The sequence below is a fragment of the Nocardioides sp. YIM B13467 genome, from assembly GCF_042788075.1.
Classification (GTDB): Bacteria; Actinomycetota; Actinomycetes; order Propionibacteriales; family Nocardioidaceae; genus Nocardioides.
Genome location: NZ_JBHZPJ010000009.1, coordinates 119,767 through 135,203, shown reverse-complemented (window position 1 = coordinate 135,203; position 15,437 = coordinate 119,767). Strand labels below are relative to the sequence as shown.

The 15,437-nt window shown below is 69.2% G+C and carries 10 protein-coding genes; 9 read left to right on the top strand and 1 reads right to left on the bottom strand.

The features are described from left to right. Positions 1-528: 528 nt before the first annotated feature. Genes ACFX43_RS02875 through ACFX43_RS02860 form a run of 4 tightly spaced genes read left to right on the top strand, consistent with a single transcriptional unit; the run spans position 529 to position 7,076 of the window. Positions 529-2,526 carry an ArnT family glycosyltransferase gene (locus ACFX43_RS02875; RefSeq protein WP_378816773.1) on the top strand — a complete coding sequence of 666 codons (1,998 nt, stop codon included), beginning with the start codon at positions 529-531 and terminating at the stop codon, positions 2,524-2,526. Then, positions 2,523-3,776 carry a glycosyltransferase gene (locus tag ACFX43_RS02870; RefSeq protein ID WP_378816771.1) on the top strand — a complete coding sequence of 418 codons (1,254 nt, stop codon included), beginning with the start codon at positions 2,523-2,525 and terminating at the stop codon, positions 3,774-3,776. The genes ACFX43_RS02875 and ACFX43_RS02870 overlap by 4 nt, the downstream gene beginning before the upstream one ends. A 31-nt stretch (positions 3,777-3,807) precedes the next feature. Beyond that, positions 3,808-5,883: an ArnT family glycosyltransferase gene (locus ACFX43_RS02865; RefSeq protein WP_378816768.1), complete on the top strand. Its 2,076-nt coding sequence runs from the start codon at positions 3,808-3,810 to the stop codon at positions 5,881-5,883. Beyond that, on the top strand, positions 5,883-7,076 hold the full coding sequence (locus tag ACFX43_RS02860) for a glycosyltransferase (protein WP_378816766.1): 1,194 nt from the start codon (positions 5,883-5,885) through the stop codon (positions 7,074-7,076). Before ACFX43_RS02865 ends, ACFX43_RS02860 begins: the two co-directional genes overlap by 1 nt. On the opposite strand, the gene ACFX43_RS02855 is transcribed toward ACFX43_RS02860, so the two are convergent. Then, entirely contained in the window at positions 7,048-7,902 is an 855-nt protein-coding gene (locus ACFX43_RS02855) for a helix-turn-helix domain-containing protein (protein WP_378816764.1), read from the bottom strand. The genes ACFX43_RS02860 and ACFX43_RS02855 overlap by 29 nt on opposite strands. Before the next feature lie 102 nt (positions 7,903-8,004). Between ACFX43_RS02855 and ACFX43_RS02850 the strand changes: the two genes are divergently transcribed. The 5 genes from ACFX43_RS02850 (at position 8,005) to ACFX43_RS02830 (ending at position 13,528) form a co-directional block, all read left to right on the top strand. Further along, entirely contained in the window at positions 8,005-8,994 is a 990-nt protein-coding gene (locus ACFX43_RS02850; RefSeq protein WP_378816761.1) for an aldo/keto reductase, read from the top strand. 212 nt (positions 8,995-9,206) lie between these two features. Continuing rightward, a complete protein-coding gene (locus tag ACFX43_RS02845; RefSeq protein ID WP_378816758.1) occupies positions 9,207-10,736 on the top strand; it encodes a Re/Si-specific NAD(P)(+) transhydrogenase subunit alpha in 1,530 nt (509 codons plus the stop codon). Between the two features lie 2 nt (positions 10,737-10,738). Beyond that, a complete protein-coding gene (pntB, locus tag ACFX43_RS02840; RefSeq protein ID WP_378816755.1) occupies positions 10,739-12,139 on the top strand; it encodes a Re/Si-specific NAD(P)(+) transhydrogenase subunit beta in 1,401 nt (466 codons plus the stop codon). Between the two features lie 85 nt (positions 12,140-12,224). Further along, positions 12,225-12,860: a YitT family protein gene (locus ACFX43_RS02835; RefSeq protein ID WP_378816754.1), complete on the top strand. Its 636-nt coding sequence runs from the start codon at positions 12,225-12,227 to the stop codon at positions 12,858-12,860. A gap of 53 nt (positions 12,861-12,913) precedes the next feature. Beyond that, positions 12,914-13,528 carry a nitroreductase family protein gene (locus tag ACFX43_RS02830; protein ID WP_378816751.1) on the top strand — a complete coding sequence of 205 codons (615 nt, stop codon included), beginning with the start codon at positions 12,914-12,916 and terminating at the stop codon, positions 13,526-13,528. The last annotated feature ends 1,909 nt before the right edge of the window (positions 13,529-15,437 follow it).

Below are 15,437 nucleotides of genomic sequence, written 5' to 3'. Positions count from 1 at the left end.
CGAGGGAGGTTTCGATGGCGGCCAGTTCTGCGTCGATCGCGTCGCCGGGGTTGGTGCCCCAGTGGTCGATCGAGCGGCCGAGACTCATCGCCATCCTCTCCTTCAAAGGTGTGCTGTGATGGGTCTGATTCTACGCCTCTAACCCCTCCCTGGCTATCTATTTCCCCAGGTCAAATATCGTTTTCGCGGTGAGTGAACGACCTCGCATCTGTGGATGGTAAGTGGCCCGAAGGGCCACCCTTCCGCCCCATCAACCTCACCTTTCCCAGGCAAGAGTCCGCTGCGCCACACCGGGGCCGCCGCCCCGATAGCCAGCCAAATCTTTTCTCGACGAGCCCCGGTGTCAAGGATCGCCGCAGGCGACCGGCGAAGCCGGCGGCCGAAGGCCGTCCTTTACTCCGGGGTTCGTCGAGAAGACCCTCCAAGAACGGGTCGGCGGCCCACCCCAACCACAAGTAACAGCAGCCCATAGGCCTCTCACAGCCGCACAAAACAACGATCACAGCCCCACCCCCAAACGTGGTCGCCATGACCCAACTCCTCGACCCACCAACGGCAACATCGCCGACGAAGACAAGAAGCTGGCGCCCAACCCCCGAGCGCACATCACTCATAATTCTGCTGACCCTGACAGCAGCGGCGTACCTATGGACGCTGTCCGAGTCCGGATACGCCAATCAGTACTACTCCGCCGCCGCACAAGCCGGCGGCGAGAGCTGGAAGGCGTGGTTCTTCGGGGCGCTCGACGCGAGCAGCTCGATCACGGTCGACAAGCCGCCGGCGTCGCTGTGGGTGATGGGCCTGTCCGTACGCCTCTTCGGGCTGTCCTCGTGGAGCATCCTGGTTCCGCAGGCGCTGATGGGCGTTGGGACGGTCGGGCTCGTCTTCGCCATCGTGAAGAAGGTCGCGCCGTGGCAGGCCGCGATCGCGGCGGGGGCGTTGACCGCGCTGACCCCGGCGGCGGCGCTGATGTTCCGGTTCAACAACCCGGACGCGCTGCTGCTCCTGCTGCTGGTCGGTGCCGGGTTCTCGACGCTGAAGGCGATCGAGACGGGCAAGGGCAGGTGGATGGTGCTGGCCGGTGCGCTGCTCGGCTTCGGGTTCCTGACCAAGATGCTGCAGGCGTTCCTGATCATCCCGGCGATCGCGGTGGTCTACCTGATCGCGGGCAAGGGCTCGTTCGGCAGGAGGGTGACCCATGGCATCGCCTGCTTCGTCGCCATGGTCGCGAGCGCCGGCTGGTACATCGCGATCGTCGAGCTCATCCCCGAGTCCTGGCGCCCCTACATCGACGGCTCGACCGGCAACTCGCTCCTCGAGCTGACCCTTGGGTACAACGGCGTGGGAAGGCTCAACGGCGGCGACTACGGCGGCCTCGGCAACGCGGGCTTCTCCAGCGCGGCCGGGGTCCTGCGGCTCTTCCAGGGCGTCTCCGGCGGGATGGTCTCCTGGCTGCTCCCGGCGGCACTGCTCCTCCTCGTCACCGGGCTCGTCGCGCTGCGCAAGGCTCCGCGCACGGACCTGACCCGTGCCACGCTGATGCTCAGCGGCGCAACGATGCTCGTCACCGGCCTGGTCTTCTCCTTCATGGAGGGCATCTACCACGACTACTACGTGGTCGCGCTGGCTCCGTGGATCGCGATCACCGCCGTCGTCGGCGCCGCCGTCCTATGGCGCAGTATGTGGCGTGACCGCGACAATCTCTTCGCCCGGATCACCCTGGCGGTCGCCATGGCAGGCAGCGCCATGTGGGGCTGGGTGCTCCTCGGGCAGTCGGGCGAGCAGCCGTACGACGCACTGCGCTGGCCCGTCCTGATCATCGGTCTCGGGGTCGCTGCCGCGTTCGTCTTCGCGGACAGGCTCACCCGCCGGGCCGCGACGGCGGTCCTCGCGGCGGCAGCCGTGACCGTGGGCCTCGGGCCCGCGGCGTACGCGATCCAGACGATCGGGACCGCCCACACCGGCTCGATCGTGACTGCCGGGCCGTACGAGGGCGGCGGCATGGGCGGGATGGGCGGCGGTCGCCCCGGAGGTGCCGGCGGCGGCCCCGGTCCTCAGACCCAGAACGGCACCCCACCGACCGGCCAGGCCCCGCAGATGCCCGGCATGCCCGGCGGCAGTCCCGGCGGGACCCGCGGCGGCGGAATGATGGGCGGCGGCGCGGTCGACGAGGAGCTCGCCGAGGCGGTGAGCACCAACGCCGGCAACTACACCTGGGTGGCCGCGACGATCGGCTCCCAGACCGCGGCCGGCCTCCAGCTGGAGACCGGCGAGGCCGTGATGGCGATCGGAGGCTTCAACGGCACCTCGAACAGCATCACGCTCGAGCAGTTCCAGGAATACGTCGCCAACGGCGAGATCCACTACTTCATCGCCGGCGGCGGCATGGGCGGCATGGGCGGCAGAGGAGGCGGCAGTGACGAGACCTCCAGCGCCTCCCAGATCAGCGCCTGGGTGGAGGAGAACTTCACCCAGACAACGATCGGCAGCTCAACGGTCTACGACCTGACCGAGGGGGCCGCATGACCGCGGACACGACACTCTCCAACGGCCTGTGGACGGTCGACGAGAAGCGGCTGCTGACCGCGATCGACCTGGTGATCCCGGTCCACAACGAGGAGAAGGGGCTGGAGGAGTCGGTACGCCACCTCGACGGCTACCTGCGCACCCTGCCCTACTCCACGACGATCACGATCGCCGACAACGCCAGCACCGACGGCACCTGGGAGATCGCGGAGCGGCTCGCGATCGAGATCACCCGGGTCCGCGCTATCCATCTGGACCAGAAGGGCCGGGGCCGGGCGCTCAAGGCGGCCTGGTCCACGTCACGAGCGGAGGTGGTCGGCTACATGGACGTCGACCTCTCCACGGACCTGCGGGCTCTGCCGCCCCTGCTCGCTCCGCTGCTCTCGGGCCACTCCGATGTCGCGATCGGGTCCCGGCTGGCTCGCGGGAGCCGGATCGAGCGGGGCCCGAAGCGGGACTTCCTGTCCAAGGGCTACAACCTGCTGCTGCGCGGGGTCCTCTCCGCGGAGTTCACCGACGCCCAGTGCCGGTTCAAGGCGATCCGCCGCGATGTCGCCGAGCAGCTGCTGCCGCTGGTCGAGGACGACAGCTGGTTCTTCGACACCGAGCTGCTCGTCCTCGCCTCCGAGGCCGGCCTGCGCATCCACGAGGTCCCGGTCGACTGGGTCGACGACCCGGACTCCAGGGTCGACATCGCCGCCACGGTCATGGAGGACCTGCACGGTGTGGCCCGTCTGATGAAAGGGCTGGTCTCCGGACGGATCGATCTTCGAGGCGTGGTCTCCTCGGGCTCGACAACCGTCACCAGCCCGAAGAGAGGGCTGCCCGAGCAGCTGATGAGGTTCGCCGCCGTCGGGGTGATGAGCACCCTGGCGTACGTCCTGCTCTACTCCCTGCTCCGGGTCACGGTCGACGCGCAGGTGGCCAACCTGGTGGCGCTGCTGGTGACGGCAGTCGCCAACACGGCGGCCAACCGTCGGCTGACCTTCGGGATCACCCGCCGGCAGGGCGCGGTGAAGCACCATGTGGCCGGCCTGATCGCCTTCGGCATCGGTCTCGCCCTCACCTCCGGGTCGCTCGCCGCGCTGGGCTGGGCCGCCCCGTACGCCTCCCACATGGCGGAGCTGACCGTCCTCGTCCTCGCCAACGCGACCGCGACGCTGCTGCGGTTCGTCATCCTCCGATGGGTGATGAAACCCACACGGGCGAACGACGCGGACACAGGTCATTCACAGGAACGGTGGGGGTGATGCACAGACACCGGTTGAAGCGTTGGGGTCCATGACAGCAACCCTCGATCCAGCAGCGAGCTCGGCGCCCGACGACGCTGGGGCTGCAGCCATCCGACCATGGCGCCCGACCACCGAACGGGCGTCCCTCCTCATCCTCCTCGCGCTGACCGCGCTCGGCTACCTGTGGACGCTCTCGGAGTCCGGCTACGCCAACCAGTTCTACTCCGCGGCCGCCCAGGCCGGCGGCGAGAGCTGGAAGGCCTGGTTCTTCGGCTCCCTCGACATCGGCAACGCGATCACCGTCGACAAGCCGCCCGCCTCGCTGTGGGCGATGGGCCTGTTCGTACGCCTCTTCGGGCTCTCCTCGTGGAGCATCCTGATCCCGCAGGCCCTGATGGGCGTGGCGACCGTGGGGCTGACCTTCGCGCTGGTGCGCAAGGTCGCTCCCTGGCCGGCGGCCATCGCCGCGGGTGCGCTGACCGCGCTGACCCCAGCGGCGGCTCTGATGTTCCGGTTCAACAACCCCGACGCGCTCCTGCTGTTGTTGCTGGTCGGAGCCGGGTTCTGCACGGTCAAGGCGATCGAGACCGGCAAGGCGCGGTGGCTGGTGTTGGCGGGCGCGCTGCTCGGCTTCGGGTTCCTGACCAAGATGCTGCAGGCGTTCCTGATCATCCCGGCGATCGCGGTCGTCTACCTGATCGCCGGGCCCGGATCGTTCCTGAAGCGGGTCCTCCACGGGGTCTACTGCCTCCTCGCGATGCTGCTCGCCGCCGGCTGGTGGGTCGCGATCGTCGAGCTGATGCCGGAGTCCGCACGGCCCTACATCGACGGCTCCCAGGGCAACTCGGTGCTCGAGCTCGCCTTCGGCTACAACGGCGTCGGCCGGATCAACGGCGGCGACTTCGGCGGCCTCGGCAACGCCGGGTTCGGGAGCGCCGCCGGGATCCTGCGCCTCTTCCAGGGCGTCTCCGGCGGGATGATCACCTGGCTCCTCCCGGCCGCACTCATCCTCCTCGTCGCCGCGCTGGTGTGGCTGCGGAAGGCACCGCGCACCGACCTCACTCGCGCCACCCTCCTCCTCGCCGGCGGATCGATGCTGGTCACCGGCCTGGTCTTCTCGTTCATGGGCGGCATCTACCACGACTACTACGTGGTCGCGCTGGCCCCGTGGATCGCCGCGACGGCCGCCGTCGGTGCCGCCGTGCTCTGGCGACACCGTGCGGGGCTCGCGGCGCGTCTCGTCCTCGCGGTCACGCTGGCGGTCAGTGCCGCCTGGGCCTGGGTGCTCCTCGGGCAGCCCGACCAGCAGCCGTACGCCACGCTGCGCTGGATCGTGCTGGTCCTCGGTCTCGTGGCCGCTGCCGGACTCGTCGTGGTCGAGCGGATCGAGCGGCTCGGCCGCTGGTCCGCGATGGCGGTGCTGGCCGGGGCGGCGGTGAGCGTGGGCATCGGCCCGGCGGCGTACGCGATCCAGACGGTCGGGACCCCACACGCCGGCTCCATCGTGACCGCCGGTCCCTTCAGTGGCGGTGGTCCCGGCAGCTTCGGTGGGCCCGGTGGGATGCGCGGTGGTCCCCTTCGTCCGCAGAACGGCGCCGGCCAGGCGATGCCGGCGATGCCCGGTGGCCCGAATGGTGGTCCCGGCCGCGGTCAAGGGCCCGAGATGATCCGTCTCGGAGCCGGCGGTGGGATGTTCGGCGGCGAGGAGATCAGCGACGAGCTGGCTGAGGCGCTCCGTACGAATGCCGGTGACTACCGCTGGGCGGCCGCGACGACCAGCTCCACGAGTGCGGCGAGCTACCAGCTCGGGTCCGGTGAGTCGGTGATGTCGATCGGCGGCTTCAACGGCAGCGCCCCGAGCATCACGCTGAAGCAGTTCCAGGAGTACGTCGCCGACGGCGAGATCCACTTCTACCTCGCCGGCGGTGGACCCGGTGGCAGAGGCGGCATGGTCGCGTTCGAGATGCCGGCGGGCATGGAGCTCCCGGGCAACGGCCAGATGCCCGGTGGCGGCCCCCAGTCGTCGGCGTCGACCGAGATCAGCACCTGGGTCGAGGAGAACTTCACCTCGACCGACATCGACGGCACCACCGTCTACGACCTCACCCAGCCGAAGGCGGGCTGATGAGGACGAGCGAGAGCCCGACGCCGGGCAGCACGACACCGACGCAGGTGAAGACCGCGGTCGACCTGGTGATCCCGGTCCACAACGAGGAGCAGAGTCTGGAGGGGTCGGTCCGCCGGCTCGACGACTATCTCCGGCACCTGCCGTACTCCGCCACGATCACGATTGCCGACAACGCCAGCACCGACGGCACCTGGGAGATTGCCCAAAGGCTGGAGGCCGAGCTCCCTCGCGTCCGCGCGGTCCACCTGGACGAGAAGGGCCGCGGCCGAGCGCTCAAGGCGTCCTGGTCGTCCTCGGAGGCGCAGGTTGTCGGCTACATGGACGTGGACCTGTCCACCGACCTGGCGGCGCTCCCGCCACTGCTCGCCCCGCTCCTGTCCGGCCACTCCGACCTCTCGATCGGCACCCGGCTGGCCCGCGGGAGCCGGATCGAGCGGGGCCCGAAGCGCGACTTCCTGTCCAAGGGCTACAACCTGCTGCTGCGCGGGGTCCTCTCCGCGGAGTTCACCGACGCCCAGTGCGGGTTCAAGGCGATCCGCCGCGATGTCGCCGAGAAGCTGCTCCCGCTGGTCGAGGACGACAGCTGGTTCTTCGACACCGAGCTGCTCGTCCTCGCCTCCGAGGCCGGCCTGCGCGTGCACGAGGTGCCGGTGGACTGGGTCGACGACCCCGACTCGCGCGTCGACATCATCAAGACAGTCAAGGAGGATCTCGGCGGGATCCGCCGGCTGCTGTTCGGGCTGGTCAGCGGCCAGATCGACCTCAGCGGCGTACGTCCTCCCGGGTCCGTGCGAAGCCCGAGCCTGGCGGCTCAGGTGATCCGGTTCGGGGCCATCGGGGTGATGAGCACGCTGGCGTACCTGCTCCTCTACGTCCTCCTCCGCACCGCCGTCGGAGCGCAGGCGGCGAACCTGATCGCGCTCCTGGTGACCGCGGTCGCCAACACTGCGGCCAACCGCCGGCTGACCTTCGGCATCACCGTTCGGCAGGGCGCGGTGAAGCATCATGTCGCCGGGTTGGCCGCCTTCGGCGTGGGACTGACCCTGACCTCGGGATCGCTCGCGCTCCTCCACCTGGCCGCGCCGACACCCGCGCGAGCCATCGAGATCGTCGTGCTCGTGGCCGCCAACGCCGCGGCCACGCTGATCCGCTTCATCGCCCTCAGGTGGGTGATGAGTCCGCGCTCGTGAGCCGCTGGGTGCCGATGACGCGGAGGAGCTCGAGCTTCTCCGCGGCATCGGTGCCCTCGGCCGGGAAGTACGCGAGCAGCTTCACGTCGGCCTCCTCGGTGAGCAGGACCTCGCAACGTACGGCGACCGGGCCGACCTCCGGATGGATGAACGTCTTCAGGTCGGCACGCCGCACGCCGACCTGGTGGCGCTCCCACAGCCCGCGAAACTCCTCGCTCGCGGCGAGGAGGTCGTGCACCAGCGAGGTGATGTCGGAGTCGCCGGCCCGCCGGGCGTACGTCGCCCGCAGATCCATCACATGGCTCGCCGACATCCGATCCCAGTCCTCCCGCGGCGCCGGCCGGCGGTCGGGCTCCGTGAACCAGCGCCACATCAGGTTGCGGCCCCGGCCGGGCCCGTCGGGCAGCGGCGGCAGCAGCGTGGTGGCGAGCGGGTTGAGCCAGGCCATCTCGCCGGTGTCGGCGCAGATCACGACGGGGATGTCGGTCAGCCGCCGGGCGAGGGCGATCAGTCCGGGACGTACGTAGTGGCCCGCCCGCCGTGGAGGCGGCGTCATCCCAGCGAGGTAGAAGACGTGGTCGCGCTCGTCGAGATCGCACTGCAGCGCTCGCGCGATCGCCGAGAGCACCGACTCCGACGGCGCCGACCCGCGCGCCTGCTCCAGCCGCGTGTAGTGGTCGGTCGAGACCCCGGCGAGCGAGGCGACCTCCTCCCGACGAAGCCCGGGCGTACGCCGCCGCAGCCCCTCCGGGAGGCCGACATCGGAGGGCCGGAGCAGCTCCCGGCGACGGCGGAGGAAGTCTGCGAGCTCGCGGCGGTCGGTCACGCTCCTCATCCTCCGTCGGCGGTGCCCGGTTATCCAGGGACGGCTCGTCCCTGGATGTGCTGTGCCTGCCGGGGCGCGCCGGAGCGCCGCAGGCTGGACGGCATGACGACATTCAAAAGCCGACAGCTCGGCAAGAACGGTCCCACGGTCACCTCCCCCGCGCTGGGCGGGATGAGCCTCTCCGGCGCCTACGGCCAAGTCGACGACGAGGAGGGCGTACGCGTCATCCACGCCTACCTCGACGCCGGTGGCACCCTGATCGACACCGGCGACTTCTACGGCGCCGGCCACAACGAGATGCTGATCGCCCGGGCGCTGCGCGAGCGTGACCGCGACGACGCGGTGCTCTCGGTGAAGTTCGGCGCCCTGCTCACCCCGGTCGGGATGCCGGCCGGCTTCGACGGCCGGCCCGAGGCGGTCAGGTCCTCGCTGACCTACTCCCTCCAGCGGCTCGGCACCGACCACGTCGACATCTACCGCCCCGCACGTCTCGACCCGAAGGTGCCGATCGAGGAGACCGTGGGCGCGGTCCACGAGCTCGTGGAGGCGGGATACGTACGCCACATCGGGCTCAGCGAGGTCAGTGCCGACACGATCCGGCGCGCTGCCGCGGTGGCCCCGATCAGCGACCTGCAGATCGAGTACTCCCTGCTCAGCAGGGGGATCGAGACCAACGGCATCCTCGACACCTGTCGCGAGCTGGGCATCGGCATCACCGCGTACAGCGTCCTCGGCCGCGGCCTGATCGGTGGTAGCGGCACCGTCGGCGGCTCGCTCGCCCACATGCCGCGCTTCCAGGGTGACAACCTCGACCACAACCGCGCGCTGCTCACCACCCTGGAGGAGATCGCCGCTGCCAAGGGCGTCACCCTCGCCCAGCTCGCGATCGCCTGGGTCGCCTCCCGCGGCGAGCACATCGTCCCCGTCATCGGCTCCCGCCGAGTCAGCCAGGTCGAGTCGATGGCAGGTGCGAACGAGGTCACCCTCGACGACGTCGATCTCGCTCGCATCGACGCCGCTGTGCCCGTCGGCGCCGCCCGTGGTGACCGCTACCCCTCCCAGTTCATGGCGCACCTCGACAGCGAGCTGTGAGGACGTGAGGAAGACCACAGGTATTGGACCGATACAACCGGACAACCCTGGTGTCCACCTGCTGATCTGCCCTACCGTTACCGGCCAGTAACCAGCACGGTGGGGTTCCGGACCCCCGCCGGTCATTAATCGGTCACGCGCTGATCGGCTGACCGGGATCCCACCATGCTGGAGACTGAAGACACTGCGCAGCTAGACCCAAGGAGTCGAGGATGCTCATCGGAGTGACCCGAGAGACGAAGCCCGGGGAGACCCGGGTAGCGGCCACCCCCGCGACCGTCAAACAATTGACCGGTCTGGGCTATGACGTCGTCATCGAGGGTGGAGCCGGAGAGGCGTCCAGCTTCAAGGACGAGGCGTACGCCGAGGCCGGCGCCCGCATCGGCACGGCCGCCGACGCGTGGGGTGCCGACCTGGTCTTCCGGGTCAACGCGCCTTCCGTCGGCGAGGTAGAGCTGCTGAAGAGCGGCGCCACCCTGGTCGCCCCGCTGGCGCCGGCGCAGAGCAGCGAGCTCCTCGATGCCCTGGCCGCCCGCAAGGTCGACGCCTTCGCGATGGACGCCGTGCCGCGCATCTCGCGGGCACAGTCCATGGACATCCTCTCCAGCCAGGCCAACATCGCGGGCTACCGCGCCGTGGTCGAGGCGGCCCACCACTTCGGCCGCTTCTTCACCGGCCAGGTGACCGCGGCGGGCAAGGTGCCGCCGGCGAAGGTGCTCGTGGCCGGTGCCGGTGTGGCCGGTCTGGCTGCGATCGGTGCGGCGAGCTCGCTGGGTGCCATCGTGCGCGCCACCGACCCTCGCCCGGAGGTCGCCGACCAGGTCAAGTCGCTCGGCGGTGAATACCTGAAGGTCGAGGTCGAGGTCGAGAAGTCGACCGACGGCTACGCCAAGGCGACCTCGGAGGCCTACGACCAGCGCGCCGCGGAGATCTACTCCGAGCAGGCCGAGGACGTCGACATCATCGTGACGACCGCGCTGATCCCGGGGCGCCCGGCGCCGAAGCTGATCACAGCGGCCGACGTGGCGCGCATGAAGTCCGGCTCGGTCATCGTCGACATGGCGGCCGCGATGGGCGGCAACGTCGAGGGCACGGTCAAGGACGAGGTCGTCACCACGCCCAACGGCGTCACGATCATCGGCTACACCGACCTGCCGGCGCGCCTTCCCGCGCAGTCCAGCCAGCTCTACGGCACCAACCTGGTGAACCTGATGAAGCTGGTGACACCGGAGAAGGACGGCGTACTCGCCCTCGATCTCGAGGACCAGGTCCAGCGCGGTCTGACCGTCGTGCACGACGGCGGCGTGCTGTGGCCGCCCCCGCCGGTGCAGGTCTCCGCGGCTCCGGCCGCGGTCGCCCCCGCCGAGGTGGCTGTGAAGGAGGAGAAGAAGCCGCTCTCCGCCTCCGCCAAGCTCGCCCTGGTCGGCACCGGTGCGCTCGCTCTCTTCCTGCTCAACGCGGTCGCTCCGGCCGAGATCACCCGGCACTTCACGGTGCTGACGCTGTCGGTGGTGATCGGGTTCTACGTGATCGGCCATGTACACCACGCGCTGCACACCCCGCTGATGTCGGTGACCAACGCGATCTCCGGCATCGTCGTCGTGGGTGCCCTGCTGCAGCTCACGGTCGCTGACAACGTGGTGCTCGTGCTCGCGGGCATCGCCACGCTGCTGGCGAGCATCAACATCTTCGGTGGCTTCGCCGTGACCCGCCGCATGCTCTCGATGTTCCGGAAGGCCTGATCATGGATATCTTCTCGATCGCTGGTGCGGCCTACCTCGTCGCCGCCCTCCTCTTCATCCTGTCGCTGGCAGGGCTGTCCAAGCACGAGACCGCCTCGCAGGGCTGGCTCTACGGCGTCGCCGGCATGGCGCTGGCGCTGGTCGCGACCGTCATCCAGGTCGTCGACGGCGGCACCACCACCGCGGTGATCGTCCTGGTCGCCGCGGTCGCCGTCGGCGCGGTCATCGGCCTGTGGCGCGCCAAGGTCGTCGAGATGACCGGCATGCCCGAGCTGATCGCGCTGCTGCACTCCTTCGTGGGTCTGGCCGCCGTCCTGATCGGCTGGAACGGCCACCTCGAGGCCGCCGCCGGCCACATCCACGGCGGCGCCATCCACTCGGCCGAGGTCTTCATCGGTGTCTTCATCGGTGCGGTCACCTTCACCGGTTCTATCGTCGCCTTCCTCAAGCTCTCGGCTCGGATGAAGTCGGCCCCGCTGATGCTGCCGGGCAAGAACGTCATCAACATCGGCGCCCTGGTCGTCTTCGTGATCCTGACGGTCGTCTACGTCATCAACCCGACGCTCCCGCTGCTGATCGCCGTCACCGTCGTGGCGCTGGCGCTCGGCTGGCACCTGGTCGCCTCCATCGGTGGCGGTGACATGCCGGTCGTGGTCTCGATGCTCAACAGCTACTCCGGATGGGCCGCGGCCGCCTCCGGCTTCCTGCTGGGCAACGACCTGCTGATCGTCACCGGCGCCCTGGTCGGGTCCTCCGGTGCGTACCTCTCCTACATCATGTGCAAGGCGATGAACCGCTCGTTCATCTCGGTGATCGCCGGTGGCTTCGGCATCGAAGCCGGGCCTGCCGGTGACGTCGACTACGGCGAGCACCGCGAGATCAATGCCGAGGACACCGCGGATCTCCTCGCCGGCGCCTCCTCCGTCGTGATCACCCCGGGCTACGGCATGGCCGTCGCCCAGGCGCAGTACCCGGTCGCCGAGCTCACCCGCATCCTGCGGGAGCGTGGCGTGGACGTTCGCTTCGGCATCCACCCCGTCGCCGGCCGTCTCCCGGGCCACATGAACGTGCTGCTGGCCGAGGCCAAGGTGCCCTACGACATCGTCCTGGAGATGGACGAGGTCAACGACGACCTGGCCGAGACTGACGTCGTCCTGGTCATCGGTGCCAACGACACCGTGAACCCGGCCGCCGCCGAGGACCCCACCAGCCCGATCGCCGGCATGCCCGTCCTGCGGGTCTGGGAGGCCAAGAACGTGGTCGTCTTCAAGCGGTCGATGGCCGCGGGCTATGCCGGTGTGCAGAACCCGCTCTTCTTCCGGGAGAACTCGCAGATGCTCTTCGGCGACGCCAAGACCAGGGTCGACGAGATCGTCGGTGCGCTGCTCCGGGTGCCTGCCTGACCTGGATAAATAACACCTGACCAGCGGAAACGTGACGCAAGTCTCGCCTTGGTGAATTCTGCACGGCTCGGGCACGACACCCAGAATGAGTGTCGTGTCCGAGCCGTTTACAGACTCCCTCGAGTCGATCCGTGTCCCCCATACGTTGCTGGAGGACACGCTCGGCTACGTGACCAGCATCGTGGTGACCTCGCTGGGGCTCTACCTGATCCAGTCGGTCGGAGCGGTCACCGGCGGCACCGCCGGACTGAGCCTGCTGGTGAGCTACTGGACCGGGCTGCCGTTCGAGGTTCTGTTCGTCCTGGTCAACCTGCCCTTCTTCGGGCTCGCGCTCTCCAAGAAGGGCATCGGGTTCACCCTCCGGTCGCTGGGCTGCGTCATCGCGGTCTCGGCGATGACCCGGGTCCACGCCGACCTGCTTCCGCTCGACGGCCTCGACACCGTCTACGGGGTCGTGGCCGGCAACCTGCTCGTCGGCCTCGGGCTCCTGGTGATCTTCCGCCACGGTGCCTCGCTGGGCGGGTTCAACGTGCTCGCCCTGCTCCTGCAGGAGCGGCTCAACCTCCGGGCCGGGTACGTCCAGATGGGCCTCGACGTCAGCGTCATCCTCCTCGCGCTCTTCGTCGTCTCGCCCGCGACCGTACTCCTCTCCGCCCTTGGCGCGGTTGTCCTCAACATCATCCTGGCCTTCAACCACCGGCCCGGCCGGTACCTCGCCTGACGTCGTCCTTAGACGTTTGTCTTCCAAGTCGGTAGACATTGCAGAATAGAGGCATGACTGCCGCGAAGCGCGCGCCCCGGGCCGGCGCCGAGGACCTGACCGAGCACCTGCGTGACCGCTGGTCGGTGAGTGTCTTCGACCCGGCCCACGAGCTCTCCGACGCCGAGATCAGGCTGCTCCTCGAGGCGGCCCGGTGGGCGCCGAGCGCGGGCAACAGCCAACCGTGGTCGTTCCTGGTCCTGCCTCGAGGATCGGCCGGGCACCAGACGTTCGTGAGCCACCTCTCGCGAGGCAACTCCGGCTGGGTGCCGCGGGCATCGGCGGTGTTCGTCGCGATCTCCCAGGTCGGGGTGGGCCCGGACGGCAACGGTCCGAAGTGGTCGGACTACTCCCACTACGACCTCGGTCAGGCGGCCGCGCATCTCACGGTCCAGGCCGCCTCCCTCGGCCTCTCCTCACACCAGTTCGCCGGGTTCGACCACGATGCCGTGGCGGCGGCCTTCGGCGTACCGGACTGGTGGAAGGTGATGACCGGGATCGCGGTCGGCCGACACGGCGACCCCGCGCAGGTCGACCCGCGCGACGCGGAGCGCGAGGAGCGCGAGCGCGTCCGGCGGCCGCTCGAGGAGATCGCCTTCGCCGACAAATGGGGCACTCCCTGGGCTTGATGCGCTGGGGCGTGCGTCCCAGAAGGCCTTAAAAGGAACGTACCCGTCGGGGCATCGGTCTAAGGTTCCTGGGTGGAGAACGGTCAGGGAGCAGGTCGACTCCGGCGCGTCGTGGCAGGTGTATTCGTGCTGGGGGTGCTGGGTGCTGGGCTGGTGACGACCGCGCCGGCGGCCGTCGCGGCGCCCAACGACGGAGTCGGCGAGTCCTCGCGCACCCGCTACGTGCTCGACGAGAAGGCCAAGACCGTCAAGGTGAAGGCCGAGGTCACGGTCACCAACCAGCAGCCGAGCACAGCCACGACCTACTACTTCCTGACCGGTCACGCGACCCCGATCCCAGCCGGGGCGACGAAGGTCAGGGCGACCAGCAACGGCGCGAACCTGCCAGTGAGCACCGAGAAGATCAAAGACACCGGTCTCGCGGTGGTGACCGTGTCCTTCCCGAACCTCTACTACGGCAAGTCGCGCACGATCACCTGGACGTACGAGCTGAAGGGCGCCCCGATCCGGGCGAAGAAGAACCACACCCGGATCGGCGAGGGATACGCAGTCTTCCCCGTGATCGGCCTCGGTGACGACGGACAGGTGACCGTCGACGTCGTGCTGCCGAAGTCGATGACGTTCACCGCCTCCTCGGGCGACTTCAGCAAGCGCACCAAGGGCAGGACGACGACCTGGCACTCCGAGGGCGACTTCGTCGACGCCGGTGTCTCCGCCCGCGACCCGAAGGCCTTCGACGAGAAGAAGATCAAGGTCGGCGACACCAAGCTGTCGCTGCAGAGCTTTCCCAAGGACAAGGAGTGGATCGACTTCGCCGAGAAGCGGGTCACCGAGGGCATGCCGGTGCTGGAGAAGCTGACCGGAAACGAGTGGCCCGGTGGGCTGGAGACGATTCGGGAGGACGGCTCGGCGGAGGCTGTCGGCTACGCCTGGTTCGACTCCGACGCCGACGAGATCGTCGTCTCCGAGGACCTGGACACGGCGATCCTCTACCACGAGATGACCCACGCCTGGATCAACCCCGACATCGTCGAGGGCCGCTGGCTGAGCGAGGGCCTGACCGAGCTCGTCGCCCAGCACGCGACGGAGAAGGTCGGCGCCAAGGGGCAGAAGTACGGCAAGGTGAAGCGTCGCAGCAAGGCCGCGTTCCCCCTCCTGACCTGGGATGCCGCCGGCTGGAGCCAGGAGAAGGACGCGTACGGCTACCCGGCTGCCTACACAGCTGTCTCGGCCATGCTCGCGGACCTCTCCGACGAGGAGCTGACCAACGTGGTCGACGACGTCTACGACGGCCGCAGCGGTTACGACGCCGCCGATGACGAGATCACCAGCGGCCCGGTCGACTGGCGCCTCTTCCTCGACATCGTGCAGAGGTACGACACCGATGCCTCCCCGGAGAAGCCGCTGAAGAACTGGGTGCTCACCCGCGCCGAGGCCAAGCAGCTCGAGCCGAGGGCCGAGGCCCGCAAGACGTACGCCGAGATCGACCGCGCCAACGGCGAGTGGCAGCCGCCGCTGGGTCTCCGCGACGTCATGGCCGAGTGGAGCTTCGAGGACGTGGACGGTGTCGTCGGCCTGATCGGAGAGGCGAACGCCGATGCCGCTGCGGTCCAGGAGGCGGCCGAGAAGGCCGATCTGCCTGTGCCGGCCGCGGCGAAGGAGGCCTACGAGGGCGCCAACGAGGACGACCGGTATCGCGAGCTAGCCACCACGCTGCCCCGCACCGCCGAGGTGATCACCGAGGTCGGTGAGGCGACCGCCGACGTCGAGGGCATGCAGAACCCGCTGACCGAGCTCGGTGAGCTGGTGCTGTTCCTCGACGTGGGCGCGGCCAGTGCGCGAGCCGACCTGAACAACGGCTATCTCGAGGATGCCTCGGCCACCGCTGCCGGGGTACGCGCCCGGGCCG

Bases quoted from the DNA above. Each gene is read 5' to 3' on its own strand.
- ACFX43_RS02875 (WP_378816773.1), top strand. From the start codon at position 529: ATGACCCAACTCCTCGACCCACCAACGGCAACATCGCCGACGAAGACA.
- ACFX43_RS02870 (WP_378816771.1), top strand. From the start codon at position 2,523: ATGACCGCGGACACGACACTCTCCAACGGCCTGTGGACGGTCGACGAG.
- ACFX43_RS02865 (WP_378816768.1), top strand. From the start codon at position 3,808: ATGACAGCAACCCTCGATCCAGCAGCGAGCTCGGCGCCCGACGACGCT.
- ACFX43_RS02860 (WP_378816766.1), top strand. From the start codon at position 5,883: ATGAGGACGAGCGAGAGCCCGACGCCGGGCAGCACGACACCGACGCAG.
- ACFX43_RS02850 (WP_378816761.1), top strand. From the start codon at position 8,005: ATGACGACATTCAAAAGCCGACAGCTCGGCAAGAACGGTCCCACGGTC.
- ACFX43_RS02845 (WP_378816758.1), top strand. From the start codon at position 9,207: ATGCTCATCGGAGTGACCCGAGAGACGAAGCCCGGGGAGACCCGGGTA.
- pntB (WP_378816755.1), top strand. From the start codon at position 10,739: ATGGATATCTTCTCGATCGCTGGTGCGGCCTACCTCGTCGCCGCCCTC.
- ACFX43_RS02835 (WP_378816754.1), top strand. From the start codon at position 12,225: ATGAGTGTCGTGTCCGAGCCGTTTACAGACTCCCTCGAGTCGATCCGT.
- ACFX43_RS02830 (WP_378816751.1), top strand. From the start codon at position 12,914: ATGACTGCCGCGAAGCGCGCGCCCCGGGCCGGCGCCGAGGACCTGACC.